The sequence below is a fragment of the Chryseobacterium sp. 27AL genome, assembly GCF_057815395.1.
In genome coordinates, this window is record NZ_JBYRIW010000018.1 from 25464 (window position 1) to 43484 (window position 18021).

Here is an 18021-nt window from a genome sequence, read left to right on the forward strand (position 1 = left end):
TGTGGTAAATCAAAACTAATCTCTATATTCCAAGCTTAAAGCTAAAGAAGAAAAGAATACCTCTATCTTAGCAAATATGCTTCAAAAAAAAAGAGACCGTCTTTGGACAGCCTCTTCGTTATTAGAAATTCGGATTATCATCAATTTCTCTTTGAGGAATTTTAAAATACATTCTGGGATCATTATACGCTAGTGGTGTACCAACTAAGAATAAATGATTCGAGCCTCTTACAACTGTTGCTTTATTTCTTTTCAAAGCAAGATAAGATTTACCCTCACCCCAAAGCTCTATTCGAGTCTGTTTATATATTTCGTTTTGTAAATCTACCCCTGACAAAGCATCAATATACGTTAAAGTCGATGCTGGATTATTATATCTATTATTCAATAATGTTTTAAGTATTGTTTTGGCTTCAGCTTCTTGTCCACTCTTTGCCAAAGTTTCTGCTGCTAAAAGATAATACTCATCTACCCTCATATATAAGTAATCTGCTGTAATCTGTCTTTGGCCTTGTACTATCCTTTTTGAGTCATAAAACTTATTTGTTGGAAGACGTACTGTGAACTGAAATTGTGACCTCCTTGCATCGTCCGTGCTAATACTACTATACAAATTATTATCCATACCTTTATAATCACCTGCAGACGCATAACTGTAAGTAAATCTATCGACTTGCCCCCACCAGCTTACCAAATCTAACCCATTAACAATTTGGATATCAAAGCCCCAAATCCAACTGTTTGTATTAAGATCATTAAAACCTCCTTGCAGTCCTGTATCCTGGGTCCAAACTAACTGAGCTCTGGTTGTAAGAGGAAATGCATAGTCATTAATAACGGACTTTGCCTGCACGGCAGCATCTGCATTTCTTCCCATAGCCGCATAAGTATAAGCCAATATACCTTTAGCTACAGCCTGATTAACCATACCTTTGTTCTGTCTTTGAAAATCAGACAAGTAAGATATAGATTTAGTTAAATCATCAATAATCAAATCATATACTTGCTGTTGAGTCGATTTACCTGCTGCAGGCGAATCAGGAGCTGTATATATTGGTATAGCAGCAGCCGAAGCATCAAACCCTGGAGTAAAATATTGAAGTAAGTAAAAATAAGCATATGCTCTTAAAGTTTTAGCCTGCCCCATCATTTGACGTTCTTCTTCTGATGCTGGGACGTAATCTGTACCTCCTAAATCCTTAATTACATCATTAGCCGCATTTATTATCTTATAATAAAATCTCCACACCTTAAGCCCTGAAGCACTAGTAGCATTAACTTGATCATCAGTACTCGCAATTCTGGAATACCAACCATAACTTACTCCTTCCAGTGCCATATCACCAGACAATAAGTCTCCATAAATATCGTAACCTTTCTGACCAAAGTCATCATGATCAAGATTTGTTCCTCCAGACCCAGTCTGAACCATTAATACATATATTCCATTAAGTTTCTGTTGTGGCGTAGCACTTGGAGCAGTCTGCGTGGGACTTGCCTCCAAAAATTCATCTTGACAAGAAGTTGTCATTAAAAGCGACAATCCTAAAGATGCTAATACTATAATTCTCTTCATTTTGATAGTTTTAAAAGTTAATTCTTGCTCCAAATGTAATAGTAGACAACGGCGCGTAATTATATACACTTGAAGACCCAATTTCAGATACTAAAGGGTTATAACCTTTTCTTTTGGTTTTAATCCAAAGATTATCACCAGTAACGAATAAATTAAGACCAGTTATTCCCATTGCATCCAAATATTGCTTAGGAATATTATACCCTAATCTGATATTATTTAATGCCAAATAATCTGTACTTGTAATGAATCTACTAGAGAGAGATGCATAATTAGTATCTCCTGCACGATTTGAACTTAATCTAGGTACATCTGTATTTGTATTTCCTTCATTCCATCTATTAAGAATATCTGTGTGCCAGTTATTATTTCCAACTTGTCCATTACCCATTAGAGCTGCGTATTTGGAGTCATAACCATAACCTCCTAAGCTATACAAGAATTGAACACCTAATTCCCAGGATTTAAAGCCAAAATTTAAATTGAATGCTCCGCTAATATCCGGAAGAGCTGATTTACCGATATACCTTTGTGTTGCAAGTGCATAATTTTCTGTAACTCCCTCTAAAATATTCGCATTAGGATTATTATGCTGATATTCTGCCAAGTTTGTAATATTTTCATTTGCATCCATAACTCCATTTCCGTTAGTATCTACCCAGTTCACAAACCACTGACCTGCACCTGTAGCTTGATTCACACCAGCCCAGTCACGCATATAAAAATCATATACGGAGTGTCCAACCGATCTACCAAACCCAGATAATGAAGTATCAATAATTTTGTCACTTCCAGTTGATGATGATAAATCTATTGGCATTTTAGTTAGTTCATTTTTAAGAATCTGTCCATTAATTCCAAAATCTAAATAGAAATCCTTTTGACTAATTATATGAGTTTTTAAGTCAATTTCCAGACCTTTATTAATCAAAACTCCATCATTTACTGTTAGTGTAAGACTTCCTGTCGAATTCGCAACACTCTGATTAAAGATCAAATCTGTCGTCCTTTTTCTAAAGTAATCCACATTTAATTCTATTGCCTTATTCTTAAAGAATCCCATTTCCAAACCAACTTGTCCGGTTGTTGCTTTCTCCCAAGATAAATTTGGATATCCTTGTCCATTATAATATACAGCTGGTAAACCCATGAAATTATCAATCGGATAAGTTCTATATCCAGAATAATATCCTACCCCTGCTTGATCTCCCACACTACCATAACTAGCTTTTGCCTTTAAATAAGTAATATATTTATTATTCTCCAAAAACTTTTCTTTAGAAAGTAACCAAGATGCTCCAACAGAAGCAAAGGTACCCCATTTATTATTTAAAAATCTAGAGGACCCATCTCTTCTAACTGTTCCAGTTATGTAATATTTATTTTGAAAATTATAATCAACCTGACCAAAGAAACTTTCTAATTGATAATTTAATGTATAAGATCCTGTTAATGCTTCACCAACAGCTTGATTTAATTCAGGTATATAATTAACAATATTAGGTCTTCCAGCACTTAAATTCTTTTGTTCCCAAGAATTACTCTCATGAGCCGCAAAAGCATGAACAGAGTGATCTCCAAACTTCTTATTAAATCTTAAGAGTTGAAGCCAATTCCAAGACATTAATTCTGTTTTATTTTTAGAAATATATCCATTTTGACTTGCTGCATTCCCATAATATGGGTTATCCACCTGGTCATTACTACTATTATAGTATTGTCCACCAATTCTGTTTTCGAAACTTAAAAATTTTGTAATATCAGCCTTCAAAAACATATTGGCATTTAATTCGTGCTTGTATGTTTTATTTAAGTTATATTTTGCGTCAGCAATAGCATTTGTAAAAGCACCAAACCCTCTACCAGGTGAGTCTCCGTAGTCATATACATACCCTCCAAAATAAGGATCCGGCACCATGTTACCGTTCTCATCTCTTAGAAAAAGCGGATAAAGAGATGGTATATTATCTACAAACCAGAAAATACTTCCAGAATCAGAACTTTGCCCATTTCTGTTTGCTTTTGAGTATGCATAACCAATATTAAACTCGCCTTTAAGCCAGCTTTTTGCCTGATGAGATACATTTAATCTTCCAGTATATCTTTCAAAATCTGAATTTATTGAGTATCCTTTATCATTTAAGTATCCGATGTTTGTATAATATGTAGTTTTACCTTCACCACCGCTAATTGTAAAATTATTCTCGGTTCTAATAGATGTCTGAAAAGCATAATCTTCCCAGTTTTCCGGATCATATATTCTAGAAATACCAGGTCTAAATCTTCTTGTTGACGGATCTATTAACTGATCTCCGGAAGCATTCCACATATTATACTGGGGTTGAATACCTCCCGCCCCAAATAATCTAGTATTAGCGTAATTAACAGGGTTAGTACTACCATTTAACCTTCCCTGATTATATAATGCCTCCCAACTCAATTCTACATATTGTTCAGGAGATCGTATTACATCATATCGTGGAAGCAGATTCATATTAAACCCAACTTTAGATTCAACCTGAACAACAGAATGATTCTTTCTTCCTTTTTTCGTATTAATGACAATTACTCCATTTGCTCCTCTTGCTCCATAGATTGATGTTGCGGTGGCATCTTTAAGAATTACCATAGTTTCAATGTCATCCGGATTTATTGCAGAGACATTTCCGGAATACGGCATACCATCAACAACATATAATGGATTTCTATTTCCATTTACAGAACCAAACCCCCTTATTCTAATAGTAGCTTCTGTACCAGGCTGTCCAGAGGTGTTAAAAACCGTAACACCCGCTGATTCTCCAGCTAGCGCCTGAGAAACAGTAGAAACACTTTTAGACTCAATAGATTTAGCATTTACTTCCGATGCCGTACCAACATAGGTATCTTTTGGAACAGCGCTATATCCTACGATGACTACTTCTTCAATAGCTTTCTCTTTAGGAATAGTATCAGTTTTCTGAGCAATTAAAGCCTGTCCTGTAAAAAACAAAACTCCGGCACTCAATACACGTAATTTCACATTCATATTAACAAATTTTAATATTTTAAAAAAGTAAACAAATATGTTAATAAATTTCAACATTAGCAATTTTTATACTTAACAATTTATTAACAGTAATATAGTTATACTTAAAAATACTTAATTTAATACCACGTTTTTTTTTTCAAGAACGCAAATGATTGGAAATTTAAAGACATAAAGTAATATTATAATAAAAATTTTAACATATCTAAAAACGTTTTACAAAACCTTATTTAGAATTATTATAAATTTTAATCTTAAACAAAATGATAATATTTCAACACAAAGGGATATTTAGCATGGTATTTTTCAAAGAAGTACCCCATAGAGACCTTATTACTTTTTAACATTTACTTATCTTAAAAGTATTAATAAATATGCAACAGGCAGTATGGAATTTAAAGCAAACCAATTATTTACACGATTTTATAATCCAAAGAAACCATCAAAAATTACAGAAGAACTGACCATGATAAGCCTAAAGTCAGAGTTCTCAATATGATAATTGATATCTCAAATCGTCAATAAGGTATAGATCAAAAAAGTTTGCCCCAAAAGTAACAGATATTTTAAGCCTATCATATATTGCCCATTACTCATTTTTGGCCACTAATGCTTATAGCAGAAAGATATGAGACACGAGTTGAACGAATTTGAATACTGAAAATGCAGTCAAGGTTCTAAAATAGCTGTGGGGAAAGAGAACCACAATCTTCCTCTCTCATCCATCACTCAGATGAAAGACTATAACATTGCTGTGAAATCTATCAAAAAAGCCTAGAGAACAATGATAGATATAATTTCTCATTTACAAATACAAAATATTCAGGACTTAAAATTATTAAGTGAATGAAACTATTCATATTTATAACAATAAAAGAGCACACACTAGCCTGAAGATGAAAATCATGGAAATAATGTATAAAAAATCCGGAAAATCAATATCTTCCGGATAATATTTTAATCGAAAATTGTTAACGTATTTTTGGACTAGCCATAAAAAATTGTTACTTCAACTTCTTCTTCACAGCAACCTCTTCATACACCTCAAGAATATCTCCGACTTCGATATCATTGTATCCTTTAAGGTTAAGTCCACATTCGTAGCCTTTTGTTACTTCTTTTACGTCGTCTTTGAAACGTTTTAAACTTTCAAGTTCTCCTTCAAATTTAACGATACCATCTCTCAATAGACGTATTTTTGATTGTCTTGTAACCTTACCGGTAAGAACCATACAACCTGCAATGGTACCTACTTTAGAAATCTTGAACACCTCACGGATCTCAACATTACCAATCACTTGCTCCTGAATTTCCGGAGAAAGCATTCCCTCCATCGCTTCTTTCACCTCATCGATCGCTTTATAGATTACAGAATATGTTCTGATCTCGATTTCTTCACGGTCTGCAAGTTCTTTTGCATTCGCACCAGCTCTTACATTGAATCCAATGATAATTGCATCAGATGCTGCTGCCAGGTTGATATCGGATTCCGTGATTTGGCCTACTCCTGAGTGAAGAATTTTCACACTGATTTCTTCTGTTGACAATCTCTGCAACTGATCAGAAAGTGCTTCAACAGAACCATCCACATCCCCTTTAAGGATAATATTCAATTCCTTGAACTCTCCTAAAGCGATACGTCTTCCCAATTCCTCAAGTGTCGTATGTTTTTTCGTTCTGATCGATAATTCTCTCTGAAGCTGTTCTCTTTTGTTTGCAATCGCTTTACCTTCACTTTCATCAGCATATACACGGAATTTATCCCCTGCTGTAGGAGCTCCGTCAAGACCTAAAATTGTCGCAGGAATTGATGGCCCAGCTTCGGCAAGATTTTTACCTCTTTCATCAAGCAAAGCTTTTACCTTTCCATGGTTTTTACCTGCTACTACATAGTCTCCAACTTTTAAAGTACCTGATTGTACAAGCATAGTTGCCACATATCCTCTTCCTTTATCCAATGATGCTTCAATCACAACTCCGTTTGCTGAACGTGCAGGATTAGCTTTTAGCTCCAATAATTCTGCCTGTAATAATACTTTTTCTAATAAAAGATCAATATTATTACCCATTTTAGCTGAAATTTCCTGAGCCTGAACATTTCCTCCCCACTCTTCAACTAAAACCGGCGGGTTTAATCCTGAAAGCTGCTGACGGATATTATCCGGATTCGCATTCGGTTTATCAACCTTATTGATTGCAATAATCATAGGAACTTGTGCAGCCTGAGCGTGAGCAATCGCTTCTTTAGTCTGAGGCATTACATCATCATCGGCAGCAATTACGATAATTGCAATATCCGTAATCTGTGCTCCTCTGGCTCTCATCGCTGTAAAGGCCTCGTGACCTGGAGTATCTAAGAATGTAATTCTCTGACCATTTTCCAGTTTAACGTTATAAGCACCAATGTGCTGGGTAATACCCCCGGATTCTCCCGCAATAACGTTGGTCTTTCTGATGTAATCCAGTAATGAAGTCTTACCATGGTCAACGTGTCCCATTACAGTAACTACCGGTGCTCTTGATACTAAATTTTCTTCATTATCAATTTCATCTTCAGCCTCTGTTTCTTCGAGATCCGCATCAGAGAATTCGATTTTATAACCAAATTCGTCAGCTACTAATAATAAAGTATCAGCTTCAAGCCTTTGGTTCATGGTAACCATTACTCCAAGTGAGAAACATGCAGAAATCACTTCTGTAGGTGACACATTCATTAAACTTGCCAATTCACCAACAGTGATGAATTCGGTTACTTTTAATGTTCTGTCTGCTGCATCAAGCTCTTGCTGGCGTTCATCCTGTTCTCTACGGAAGTTTCTCTTATCTTTTCTGTGTTTTGCAGATTTAGACTTACCTCCTTTATTGGTTAATTTTTCAAGGGTTTCCTTGATCTGGTTTTTAACTTGTTCATCAGTTAGTTCAACAGGCATTGTTCTTTGCCCTGGTCTGTTGTTTCCAAAACGGTTTCCGCCGCCCTGACCTTGTGGACGATTGCCCTGGCCTTGCGGACGATTACCCTGGTTATTCCCGAAACGGTTTCCACCACCCTGGCCTTGTCCACCTTGACCTTGAGGACGGTTCCCTTGTCCGCCACCCTGGTTGTTTCCAAAGCGGTTTCCGCCTTGTCCACCTTGACCCTGGTTACGGTTTCCACCTTGTCCACCCTGGCCTTGAGGACGGTTTCCTTGTCCCTGGTTGTTTCCTCCTTGTTGATTATTGTTGTTTCCACCTTGCTGGTTGTTACCGCCCGGCTTTTCAATTCTTTTTCTTTTCTTTTTAGCTCCGGCTCCCTGTTTAGGGGCAAACTGAGTTAAGTCGATTTTTTCACCAACAATTTTAGGACCGTCAAGTTTTTGGTAAACGGTTTCAATTTTTTGAGGTTCCTGCTGATCATCATCCTGTTTCGGAGTTTCTTCTTTTGCCACTACAGGCTTTGACGGAACTTCCTCAGCTGGTTTAGGTGTTTCTTTTACAACCTCAACTGGTTTTTCTACAGGTTTTTCCTCTTCTTTTTTATCCTCTGTTTTTGGTTTGTCTTTTTTCACCGGTCTGTTTCTAGACTCGATCTGAGACAAATCTATTTTATCCAGAACTTTGAATTCCTGTTTTTCAGGAGTTGCTTTTGTTTCAGGAGCAACTTCTTTTTTCTCTTCCACCACAGGTTCCGGTTTCGGAGCAGGAGCTTCTTCCACTTCAGGTTTTTTAGGCTCTAAGTCTATTTTACCTAAAATCTTAGTTTCCGGTTTATTAGCTTTAGCTCTTATTACTTCAGGGGTTTTCTTTTCTTCAATTTCCAGCTTTTCTTCCGGAACTTTTGTGATCACCACCTCATGGGAAGCCTTTCGCTGTTCGCCGTCTTTGGCAAACTCAGCTTCCAATGCAGAATATGCCGCTTCTTCCAATTGAGCGTTAGGATTGCTTTCAACCTCAATGCCCTTTGATTGTAAAAATTCTACTAATCTGGACATCGAAATGTTGAATTCCTTAACCGCTTTATTTAATCTAATTTTTGGCATCTATATTATTTACTGTTTTTTTAATTCTTAAAATTAAAGTATTTCTTTTTTACTGTTTATTAAAATTTACTTAAAAATCTTAATCTTCAAATTCCTCTCTCAGAATACGTTTCACTTCTTCAATGGTCTCTTCTTCAAGGTCTACCATATTCAATAAACTTTCAGTTTCTTTATCAAGAACCGATTTTGCAGTCGTAAGACCCACTTTCTTAAATTCATCCAGAATCCATTGGTCGATGTCATCATTGAATTCTTTTAATTCAACATCATCATCTTCGCTGGCCTCTCTGTGCACATCAATCTCATAACCTGTCAACCAAGAAGCAAGTCTGATATTCTGACCCTGTTTTCCAATCACTTTGGAAATCTCTTCAACCGGCGTATATACCAATGCATAAGTACTATCTTCATTGATATCAATCTTGTTGATGGTAACATTTCCTAAAGCTCTTTTCACCAAAATCTCAGGGTTTTTCGACCACTGAATAACATCGATGTTTTCATTTCTCAACTCTCTTACAACGCCGTGAATTCTTGATCCTTTCACCCCAACACAAGCACCTACCGGATCTATTCTGTCGTCATAAGCATCTACTGCAATTTTTGCTTTTTCACCAGGAATCCTTACTACTTTTTTCAACATAATTGTTCCATCCTGGATTTCAGGAATTTCCAGCTCCAATAATTTCTCAAGGAATTTAGGTGCAGTTCTGGAAATAATAATCTGCGGTTTTGAACCTTTGAAATCTACGGTTTCCACAATAGCTCTGATATTTTCACCCTTTTTAAAGAAATCCGACGGGATCTGATTTTCTTTAGGTAAAATAAATTCATTTCCTTCATCGTCAAGCAAAATCACATGCTTATGACGGATGTGGTGAATTTCTCCTACTACAATCTCCCCGATTCTGTCTTTAAACTGCTCGTACAGCATCGCATTGTTGTGCTCCTGCAATTTCGTAGCCAAAATCTGCTTTAGTGTAAGAATATTTCGTCTTCCCAATTGAGCAACAGGAATTTCCATTGTAAAATCTTCTCCCACTTCAAAAGTTGGATCGATTTTTTTAGCTTCAGAGATTTCAATTTCCAAATCATCATCTTCAGACATCTCGTCTTCTACGATTGTTTTATTTAAAAATATCTGAAAATCTCCTTTGTCAGGGTTTACAATCACATCAAAATGATCATCTGAATCGTATCTTTTTCTTAAAAGAGTTTTCAGTGAATCTTCAATAATTGCCATAAGATCAATCTTACTGATCCCTTTTTCGTCTTTAAAATCACCAAAGGATTCAATCAACGCTATATTGTCCATTTATTCTTTTTCTTTTAAAATTTAATTGTTACTAATGCTTTTTTAATCTCAGCGTAAGGAATTTCCTTTTCCTCCTCCACATCTACTTTTCCTTTTCCGATATCTTTCGGTTTTCGGTAACGCAGAATAAGAGTAATCTTTTCATCATCCACTTTTGCCAACTCTCCTTCAATTTTCGTAGAATCATTCAGGAGAACCTCAATTTCTCTTCCGATATTTTTATTAAACTGTCTGGGAGTTGCCAGAGGCTCACTCAATCCGGCAGACATTACCTGAAGGCTGAAGTCATGCTCTTCACGATCCATATTGAATTCTATGGCACGGCTGGCATCAAGGCAATCCTGTAAAGAAACTCCGTTGTCTCCATCCAAAATCACTGTAATATCATCTCCGGCAGAAATTTTCAGATCTATAAGAAATAAATCCTTTCTGGTTTCCAGAAAATCATTTAATAATTCTTCAATTCTTTTTCTAAACTCCATATGTTATTTAATCTTGATTTACCGTACGAAAAAAGGCTTTCTTCCGAAGGCCTTCCCATGTTTTTCCGTAAATCCACTGCAAATATACGACTTTTTATTAAAAAAGCAAAATATCTTAATTATCAAGCGAATAAGTTAATTATTATTTAAAAGTACAGCATGATGGTATTTTTATTATTTTTGTATTTATTTTAAAAAAAACATATATTTTGAATATTACCATTGTAGGAACAGGTTATGTAGGATTAGTCACAGGAACGACTTTAGCAGAACTTGGAAATTCAGTATACTGTGTAGATATTGATGAAAAAAAAGTAGAAGGTATGAAAAACGGCGTAGTTCCCATTTATGAGCCGAACCTTGAAGAAATGTTTTTAAGAAACATTCAGTCCGAAAGATTATTTTTCACCACCGATTTAAAAGAAGCACTTGACAAAAGTGAAGTCATATACCTGGCTTTGCCTACACCGCCGGGAGAAGATGGTTCAGCAGATCTTTCTTATGTCCTGAAAGTAGCTGATAATATTGGTGAAATGATGACGGAGTACAAAGTAATCGTGAACAAAAGTACAGTTCCTGTGGGTACTGCCGACAAAGTAAAAGAAGTGATCGGATCAAAAACTCAAATTCCTTTCGATGTGGTTTCCAACCCGGAATTCCTGAGAGAAGGATTTGCTGTAGAAGACTCTATGAATCCGTCGAGAGTGGTTGTAGGATCAAGCTCTGATAAAGCAAAGGAGATCATGGCAAAAATTTACCAGCCTTTCACCAATACCGGAGTTCCTATTATTTTTATGGATGAAAAATCTTCGGAGCTCACTAAATATGCTGCCAATTCATTCCTTGCCGTAAAAATCACGTTTATGAACGAAATTGCCAACTATTGTGAAAAAGTAGGAGCAGATGTTGATAAAGTAAGATTGGGAATGGGTAGTGACGACAGAATAGGGCATCGATTTCTATTCCCTGGAATTGGATACGGCGGAAGTTGTTTTCCCAAAGATGTAAAAGCGTTGATAAAATCTGGAAAGAATGATGATTTTGATTTCCGTATTTTGGAAGCTACAGAAAAAGTTAATTCAGCACAAAAAGTAATTCTTGTTTCTGAAATTGAAAAATATTTCGGAGGAAACATCGAAGGAAAAACCATCGCCATGTGGGGATTGGCTTTTAAGGCAAATACCGATGACATCCGCGAAGCCTCTTCACTTGATAACATTTCTATTTTATTAGAGAAAGGCGCAAAAATTGTTGCGTATGATTCCGTTGCAGAAAATAATGTTAAAAAAATTCTGGGTGATAAAATTCAATATGCCAAAACCATGTACGATGCTCTCGAAGATGCAGACGCGTTATTCATCGCTACAGAATGGCCTGAATTTAAAAACCCTAATTTTGAACTGATGGCCAGAAAAATGAAAAATAAGGCCGTTTTTGACGGAAGAAACATGTATCCATTGGAAGTTCCCGAGCAAAACGGATTCTATTATAAGAGTATTGGCCGTAAAACCATTGTAAACTAAAACTAATGAAAAATATAATCATTACAGGAGGTGCCGGCTTTATCGGATCACATGTTGTAAGGGAATTCGTAAAAAACAATCCTGAAATTAAGATCATTAACTTAGACGCTCTTACCTACGCAGGAAATCTCGAAAACCTGAAAGACATCGAAAATGAACCTAATTATGTTTTCGAGAAGGCAGACATTACCCAACCTGACGAATTAAGATTAATTTTTGAAAAATACCGTCCGGATGCAGTTGTACATCTCGCGGCAGAAAGTCATGTTGACAGAAGCATTACGGATCCGATGGCTTTCATTAATACTAATGTTAATGGTACTGCCAATCTTTTAAATTTATGTAAAGAGTTCTGGACTCTTAATCCGGATCATACCCACGGAAGATTTCCGGATGAAAAAAGAAAAAATCTTTTCTACCATATTTCTACCGATGAAGTATACGGAAGCCTTGGTGAAACCGGATTCTTTTTAGAAACAACTCCATACGACCCGCAATCACCATATTCGGCTTCGAAGGCTGCTTCAGATCATTTGGTAAGAGCGTATGGAAATACTTACGGAATGCCTTTTATTGTATCCAACTGTTCCAATAATTATGGGCCGAATCATTTTCCTGAAAAATTGATTCCCCTTTGCATTTCGAATATTATTAATGAAAAACCATTACCTATTTATGGTGACGGAAAGTACACAAGAGACTGGCTGTTTGTCATTGATCACGCCAAGGCCATCCACCAGATTTTTAATGACGCCAAAACCGGAGAAACATATAATATCGGAGGATTTAATGAATGGCAAAATATTGATCTGGTAAAAGAATTAATCAAACAGATGGACGCCAAGCTCGGAAGACCTGAGGGATATTCCGAAAAACTTATTACGTTTGTAAAAGACAGACCGGGACACGATAAACGCTATGCAATTGACGCGACCAAGCTTAATAAAGATCTCGGCTGGAAGCCTTCAGTAACATTTGAGCAAGGTTTGGCAAAAACAATCGACTGGTATCTCGAAAATAAAGAATGGCTGGAAAATGTGACAAGCGGAGACTATCAGAAATACTACGAAAAACAATATCATTAAAACACAACAAAGATGAAAGGTATCATTTTAGCCGGAGGCTCAGGAACAAGACTTTACCCTCTTACCATTGCGGTCAGCAAACAGCTGATGCCCATTTATGACAAACCGATGATCTATTATCCTTTGTCAACGCTTTTACTAGCCGGAATTAAAGATATTCTGATTATCACCACCCCTCACGATCAGGCTGGTTTTATAAAGCTATTAGGTGACGGATCACAGCTTGGCTGTAATATTCAGTATGTGGTACAGCCTAGTCCGGACGGACTGGCACAGGCCTTTATACTCGGCGATGAATTCATCGGAGATGACTCCGCAGCCCTGGTATTGGGAGACAATATTTTCTACGGTTCTGAAATGGGCACTCTTCTCAAAAACAAAACAAATCCTGAAGGAGGAGTCGTTTTTGCCTATCACGTTTCAGATCCCGAAAGATATGGAGTGGTAGAATTTGATGATGATTTTAAAGCGGTTTCCATTGAAGAAAAACCGTTAAAACCAAAATCCAACTATGCTGTTCCGGGATTATATTTCTATGATAATGAAGTCGTTGAAATCGCAAAAAACATTCAGCCTTCTGCAAGAGGCGAACTTGAAATAACAGATGTAAACAATGTCTATCTTAATAAAGGAAGACTTGAAGTAGGAGTTTTAGACAGAGGAACTGCCTGGTTAGACACAGGAACTTTTGAATCACTGAACGATGCATCGGAATTTGTACGGGTAATCGAAAAACGACAGGGATTTAAAATAGGATGTATTGAAGAAATTGCATTCAGAAATAAGTTCATCAATGAAGAACAACTGCTTGAAACCGCTGTAAAATATGGAAAAAGTGGTTATGGCGAATATCTGAAGAACCTCATCAATAAATAATCAATACCTGAACATATTGTAAAAACTGTTGCTTTTTAGTGGCAGTTTTTTGTTTAATGCAGTAAATATTCATATTGTTTAAAACTTTTTTATTCATTAATGATAAATTTTTAAGAATAAAAGTGTAAGATATAATTAAAAAATATAAATTTGCAGTAAACTTTACACAAATGAATGAACCACAACAAAAGTGGACCGAAATAATTGAAGCCAGGCATTCTTTATTCGACTTAAAACTTAAGGAGGTATGGAATTACAAAGATCTTGTTTACATGTTCGTAAAAAGAGATTTTATATCCAGCTTTAAGCAAACGATCTTAGGTCCCATCTGGTTTTTTATAAACCCTATATTTACCACTATTACTTATCTTATTGTTTTTGGAAAAATTGCCAGCTTACCTACAGATGGTGCTCCACCCTTATTGTTTTATCTTTCTGGGGTAACACTATGGAATTATTTTTCGTCCTGCCTTTTGAGTACATCTTCCACGTTTGTAGGAAACGCAGGTATTTTCGGGAAAGTATATTTCCCAAGGCTTGTAACGCCAATATCTATTGTGATGTCAAATCTCATGCGCTTCGGAGTACAGTTTCTCCTATTCCTGATGGTCTGGATTTATTATCTTTTTAAAGGGGAAATACAGCCTAATATATGGATCGTTGCAACTCCATTCCTTATTGTTCTTATGGCTTTCTTTGCGCTAGGAACGGGAATGATATTCTCTTCCCTTACCACAAAATACAAAGACCTCAGCATGCTTTTGGTTTTTGGAGTAAATCTTTATATGTATGCAACTCCTGTTATTTATCCCACTTCCTCTCTTCCCGGCTTTTTTAAAAAACTGGCTTTTTATAATCCATTGACAGGAATTTTCGAGTGCTTCAAATATGCATGGCTGGGCGCTGGAGATTTCTCTCCTTTAATGCTTATAATAAGTTCTGTTATCATTTTCTTACTTCTGATCGCAGGAACCCTTATATTCAACAAAGTAGAGAAGACTTTTATGGACACCGTTTAAAAATTTATTAATATTCCCAACTTTATTACTATGCTGGTTTTAAAAGCAGAAAATATATCAAAACAATACAGATTAGGGCAGGTAGGCACCGGAACCCTCTCTCATGACCTCAACCGTATGTGGCATAGAATGAGAGGCAAAGAAGATCCTTACCTTAAGATCGGTGAAGCAAATAACAGAGCCGAAAAAGGAGAATCCGAATATGTATGGTCTTTGCAGAACATCAATTTTGAAATCGAGGAGGGTGATGCTGTAGGTATTATCGGAAGAAACGGCGCAGGAAAATCTACTCTTTTAAAATTACTGAGTAAGGTTACAAAACCAACTACCGGAAAAATATATAGCCGGGGAAGAATTGCATCGCTGCTGGAAGTAGGAACCGGATTTCATCCTGAAATGACAGGCCGGGAAAACGTATACCTCAACGGCGCTATTCTCGGAATGACCCGGAAAGAAATCAGTAGAAAATTCGACGAAATCGTAGACTTTTCAGGAGTGGAAAGATATATTGATACTCCGGTAAAAAGATATTCTTCAGGAATGTATGTGCGTCTTGCTTTTGCTGTCGCCGCACATCTGGAGTCTGAAATTCTTATTGTAGATGAGGTTCTGGCAGTAGGCGATGCAGAGTTTCAAAAAAAATGCCTGGGAAAAATGGGTGACGTCACGAAAGGAGAAGGGAGAACCGTACTTTTTGTAAGCCATAACATGACGGCCGTTAAGGAATTATGTACAAAAGGTATCCTTCTTAACCAAGGCACACTTGAATATGAAGGAAGTGTATTGAACACCATCATAGAATATCAGAAAAACAGTGCAAGTGCAACTTCCTATCATTATAATGGTATTATAGATGAGGCAGAAGGAAATGAAAATATCCGGATAAAAGAATTTTCTGTTGCTCCTGTTAACGGAAATATTATAGATATTGATTCCGGAATCCGAGTAAAATTGGTTTTTAAAAATTTTGTTCCGAACATTAATCTCGGGGTCACGTTCGAACTTAAAAATTATGAAGAACTGATAATTTTCCACGTCGGAAAAATCATTTCTGAACATTCCAAGAGCGGAGACTATAGTTTAGAATTCGATATCCCTTCAGGATTGTTAAATGCGGGAAATTATTACTTCAGATTAATTTTCGGACAAAACCAGACTACCGTTTTATATGCAGTTGATAATATGGTAGGTTTTGAGGTAGAAAATGTGAAAGTAGGTACCAAAATGCACATTTATCCAGGAATTATAAGACCTCATTTTGACTATAAAATAGAATACAAATCAATCCCATGAACGTTCAATATTTTCATTTAGATAAGATCGGCAACTCTTCGCTGGGATTCATAACTGTAGCTGAAAGCTCAAAAAACATCCCTTTCGAGATCAAACGCACTTATTGGACCTATTACACGCCGCAAGACGTAATAAGAGGTGGCCATGCCCATAAAAAACTTGAACAGATCATATTCGCCGTTTCCGGAATCATTGAGTTTAGCACCGAAGATCAAAAAGGGAATCGGGCAGTATTTGTCCTGGATAACCCTTCAAAGGGCTTATACATTCCCAGGTTGATATGGAGAGACATTAAATTTTCACACAACGCAGTACTGCTATGTCTTGCTTCTGAATTGTATGATGAAAACGACTACTTCAGGACGTATGAAGATTTTAAATTGTATGAAGAAGAGCATGTTCTGATGTTGACAGATTATAATGAAGAGGTACTGGAAAAATCCTGGAAGTGGCTTAATGATCCCGAAATAAAAAAGCTTACGAACAGCCCGGACTTTACCCGGGAAGAACAAAAAAAATGGTTCAAAAGCCTTCGCGATAACAGCAATTATTGCATAAAAGGCATTTCATACAATAATAAGACTATCGGAGTTGCCGGTTTAAAAAAAATTAACAAAGACAATAATGACGCAGAATATTTCGGATATATCGGTGAAAAGCAGTTCTGGGGAAAAGGCATAAGCCGCCATATTTTATCCGAAATTGTTTCAATTGCCAAAAAAGAATTTAAACTTAACTGCTTATACCTGAATGTGATCCCGGAAAACACCAGGGCAATACGGGCTTATGAAAATTTTGGGTTCAGGATCGATCGTATTGATGACAATAATATCAGAATGACTTTAACATTATAATGGAAATAGAAGTTACACGATATCAGCAAAGTGATAAGACAGCATGGGATATTTTTGTGAAAGAAAGCAAGAACGGACTTTTCTTTTTTCAGAGAGATTATATGGATTATCATGCCGACCGGTTTTCTGATCATTCTTTGATTTTCAGAAAGAAAAATCATATCGCTGCCATTTTTCCTGCCAACGAAAGAGGGAAAGAAATTCATTCTCACGGCGGATTAACCTATGGATCTTTACTTATCAGTGATAGAACGAAATCTGTAGATGTTCTGGAAATATTTACAGCAATGATGAAATATTATTCTTCGTGCAGCTTTGAAAAAATAATATACAAATCCATCCCTTATATATTTGCTAAAGTTCCTTTTCAGGAAGATCTTTACGCATTGTTTATAAATCATGCAAAGCTTTTCAGAAGAGATATTTCTTCGGTAATTTCCATTAAAGATAAGCTTCCGCTTGCGAAATCTCCTGCTAAAAAATTTAAAGATTGTTCTGCTTTGGATCTTATCCTTAAAGAAACCCGGAATTTTAAAGAGTACTGGAAACTTCTCACCTCTGTTTTGGAAAGCCACAATGCAAAACCCACACACAGCTTGGAAGAGATAAAACTATTGTCCGAAAGATTTCCTGATCATATCAAACTATTCGGAGTTCATGAAAACAGAGAACTTATTTGTGGATGCGTGATCTTTGATTTTGGCAACGTTATCCACACCCAATATCTGGCTAATTCGCAAAGAGGTAAAACAATAGGCGCATTGGATTATCTGATTATAAAATTAATTGAAGATCACTTCCGGGATCGCGAATATTTCAGCTTCGGGATTTCTACTGAAAACCAGGGCTTATATTTAAATGAAGGGCTTATTAACCAAAAAGAAATGTTTGGTGGAAGGGCTGTCTGCCATGATTTTTATGAAATAGCTCTGCTTTAACTTTCAATAATAAAGA

Annotated in this window: 12 protein-coding genes; 7 read left to right on the forward strand and 5 right to left on the reverse strand. The window is 36.3% G+C overall.

What is annotated here, in order from left to right:
* Nucleotides 1–121 precede the first annotated feature (121 nt).
* From AC3WV0_RS17005 to rimP, 5 genes are all read right to left on the reverse strand, one after another.
* Nucleotides 122–1576 carry a RagB/SusD family nutrient uptake outer membrane protein gene (locus AC3WV0_RS17005; protein ID WP_488847273.1) on the reverse strand — a complete coding sequence of 485 codons (1455 nt, stop codon included), beginning with the start codon at nucleotides 1574–1576 and terminating at the stop codon, nucleotides 122–124.
* A gap of 10 nt (nucleotides 1577–1586) precedes the next feature.
* Nucleotides 1587–4604, reverse strand: a complete 3018-nt coding sequence (locus tag AC3WV0_RS17010; protein ID WP_488847274.1) for a SusC/RagA family TonB-linked outer membrane protein — start codon at nucleotides 4602–4604, stop codon at nucleotides 1587–1589.
* A 1004-nt stretch (nucleotides 4605–5608) separates the two neighbouring features.
* Nucleotides 5609–8620 carry a translation initiation factor IF-2 gene (infB, locus tag AC3WV0_RS17015; protein ID WP_488847276.1) on the reverse strand — a complete coding sequence of 1004 codons (3012 nt, stop codon included), beginning with the start codon at nucleotides 8618–8620 and terminating at the stop codon, nucleotides 5609–5611.
* Between the two features lie 79 nt (nucleotides 8621–8699).
* Nucleotides 8700–9935 carry a transcription termination factor NusA gene (nusA, locus tag AC3WV0_RS17020; protein ID WP_089999921.1) on the reverse strand — a complete coding sequence of 412 codons (1236 nt, stop codon included), beginning with the start codon at nucleotides 9933–9935 and terminating at the stop codon, nucleotides 8700–8702.
* Between the two features lie 14 nt (nucleotides 9936–9949).
* Entirely contained in the window at nucleotides 9950–10417 is a 468-nt protein-coding gene (gene rimP, locus AC3WV0_RS17025) for a ribosome assembly cofactor RimP (protein ID WP_312902363.1), read from the reverse strand.
* A 209-nt stretch (nucleotides 10418–10626) separates the two neighbouring features.
* On the opposite strand from rimP, the gene AC3WV0_RS17030 reads away from it, so the two are divergent.
* The 7 genes from AC3WV0_RS17030 to AC3WV0_RS17060 all read left to right on the forward strand — a co-directional run bounded on the left by AC3WV0_RS17030 (nucleotide 10627) and on the right by AC3WV0_RS17060 (nucleotide 18005).
* On the forward strand, nucleotides 10627–11940 hold the full coding sequence (locus AC3WV0_RS17030; RefSeq protein WP_488847280.1) for a UDP-glucose dehydrogenase family protein: 1314 nt from the start codon (nucleotides 10627–10629) through the stop codon (nucleotides 11938–11940).
* A 5-nt stretch (nucleotides 11941–11945) separates the two neighbouring features.
* Nucleotides 11946–13025 carry a dTDP-glucose 4,6-dehydratase gene (gene rfbB / locus AC3WV0_RS17035; protein WP_488847281.1) on the forward strand — a complete coding sequence of 360 codons (1080 nt, stop codon included), beginning with the start codon at nucleotides 11946–11948 and terminating at the stop codon, nucleotides 13023–13025.
* A 12-nt stretch (nucleotides 13026–13037) separates the two neighbouring features.
* The gene (gene rfbA, locus AC3WV0_RS17040; RefSeq protein WP_488847282.1) at nucleotides 13038–13901 is read left to right on the forward strand and encodes a glucose-1-phosphate thymidylyltransferase RfbA; all 864 of its coding nucleotides are present in this window, start codon (nucleotides 13038–13040) and stop codon (nucleotides 13899–13901) included.
* Nucleotides 13902–14071: 170 nt separating this feature from the next.
* The gene (locus AC3WV0_RS17045) at nucleotides 14072–14920 is read left to right on the forward strand and encodes an ABC transporter permease (protein WP_488847284.1); all 849 of its coding nucleotides are present in this window, start codon (nucleotides 14072–14074) and stop codon (nucleotides 14918–14920) included.
* A 30-nt stretch (nucleotides 14921–14950) separates the two neighbouring features.
* Nucleotides 14951–16213 carry an ABC transporter ATP-binding protein gene (locus AC3WV0_RS17050; protein ID WP_488847285.1) on the forward strand — a complete coding sequence of 421 codons (1263 nt, stop codon included), beginning with the start codon at nucleotides 14951–14953 and terminating at the stop codon, nucleotides 16211–16213.
* On the forward strand, nucleotides 16210–17067 hold the full coding sequence (locus AC3WV0_RS17055) for a GNAT family N-acetyltransferase (protein WP_488847287.1): 858 nt from the start codon (nucleotides 16210–16212) through the stop codon (nucleotides 17065–17067). The genes AC3WV0_RS17050 and AC3WV0_RS17055 overlap by 4 nt, the downstream gene beginning before the upstream one ends.
* Nucleotides 17067–18005, forward strand: coding sequence for a GNAT family N-acetyltransferase (locus AC3WV0_RS17060; RefSeq protein WP_488847288.1), 939 nt, complete (start codon nucleotides 17067–17069; stop codon nucleotides 18003–18005). Before AC3WV0_RS17055 ends, AC3WV0_RS17060 begins: the two co-directional genes overlap by 1 nt.
* Nucleotides 18006–18021: the final 16 nt, after the last annotated feature.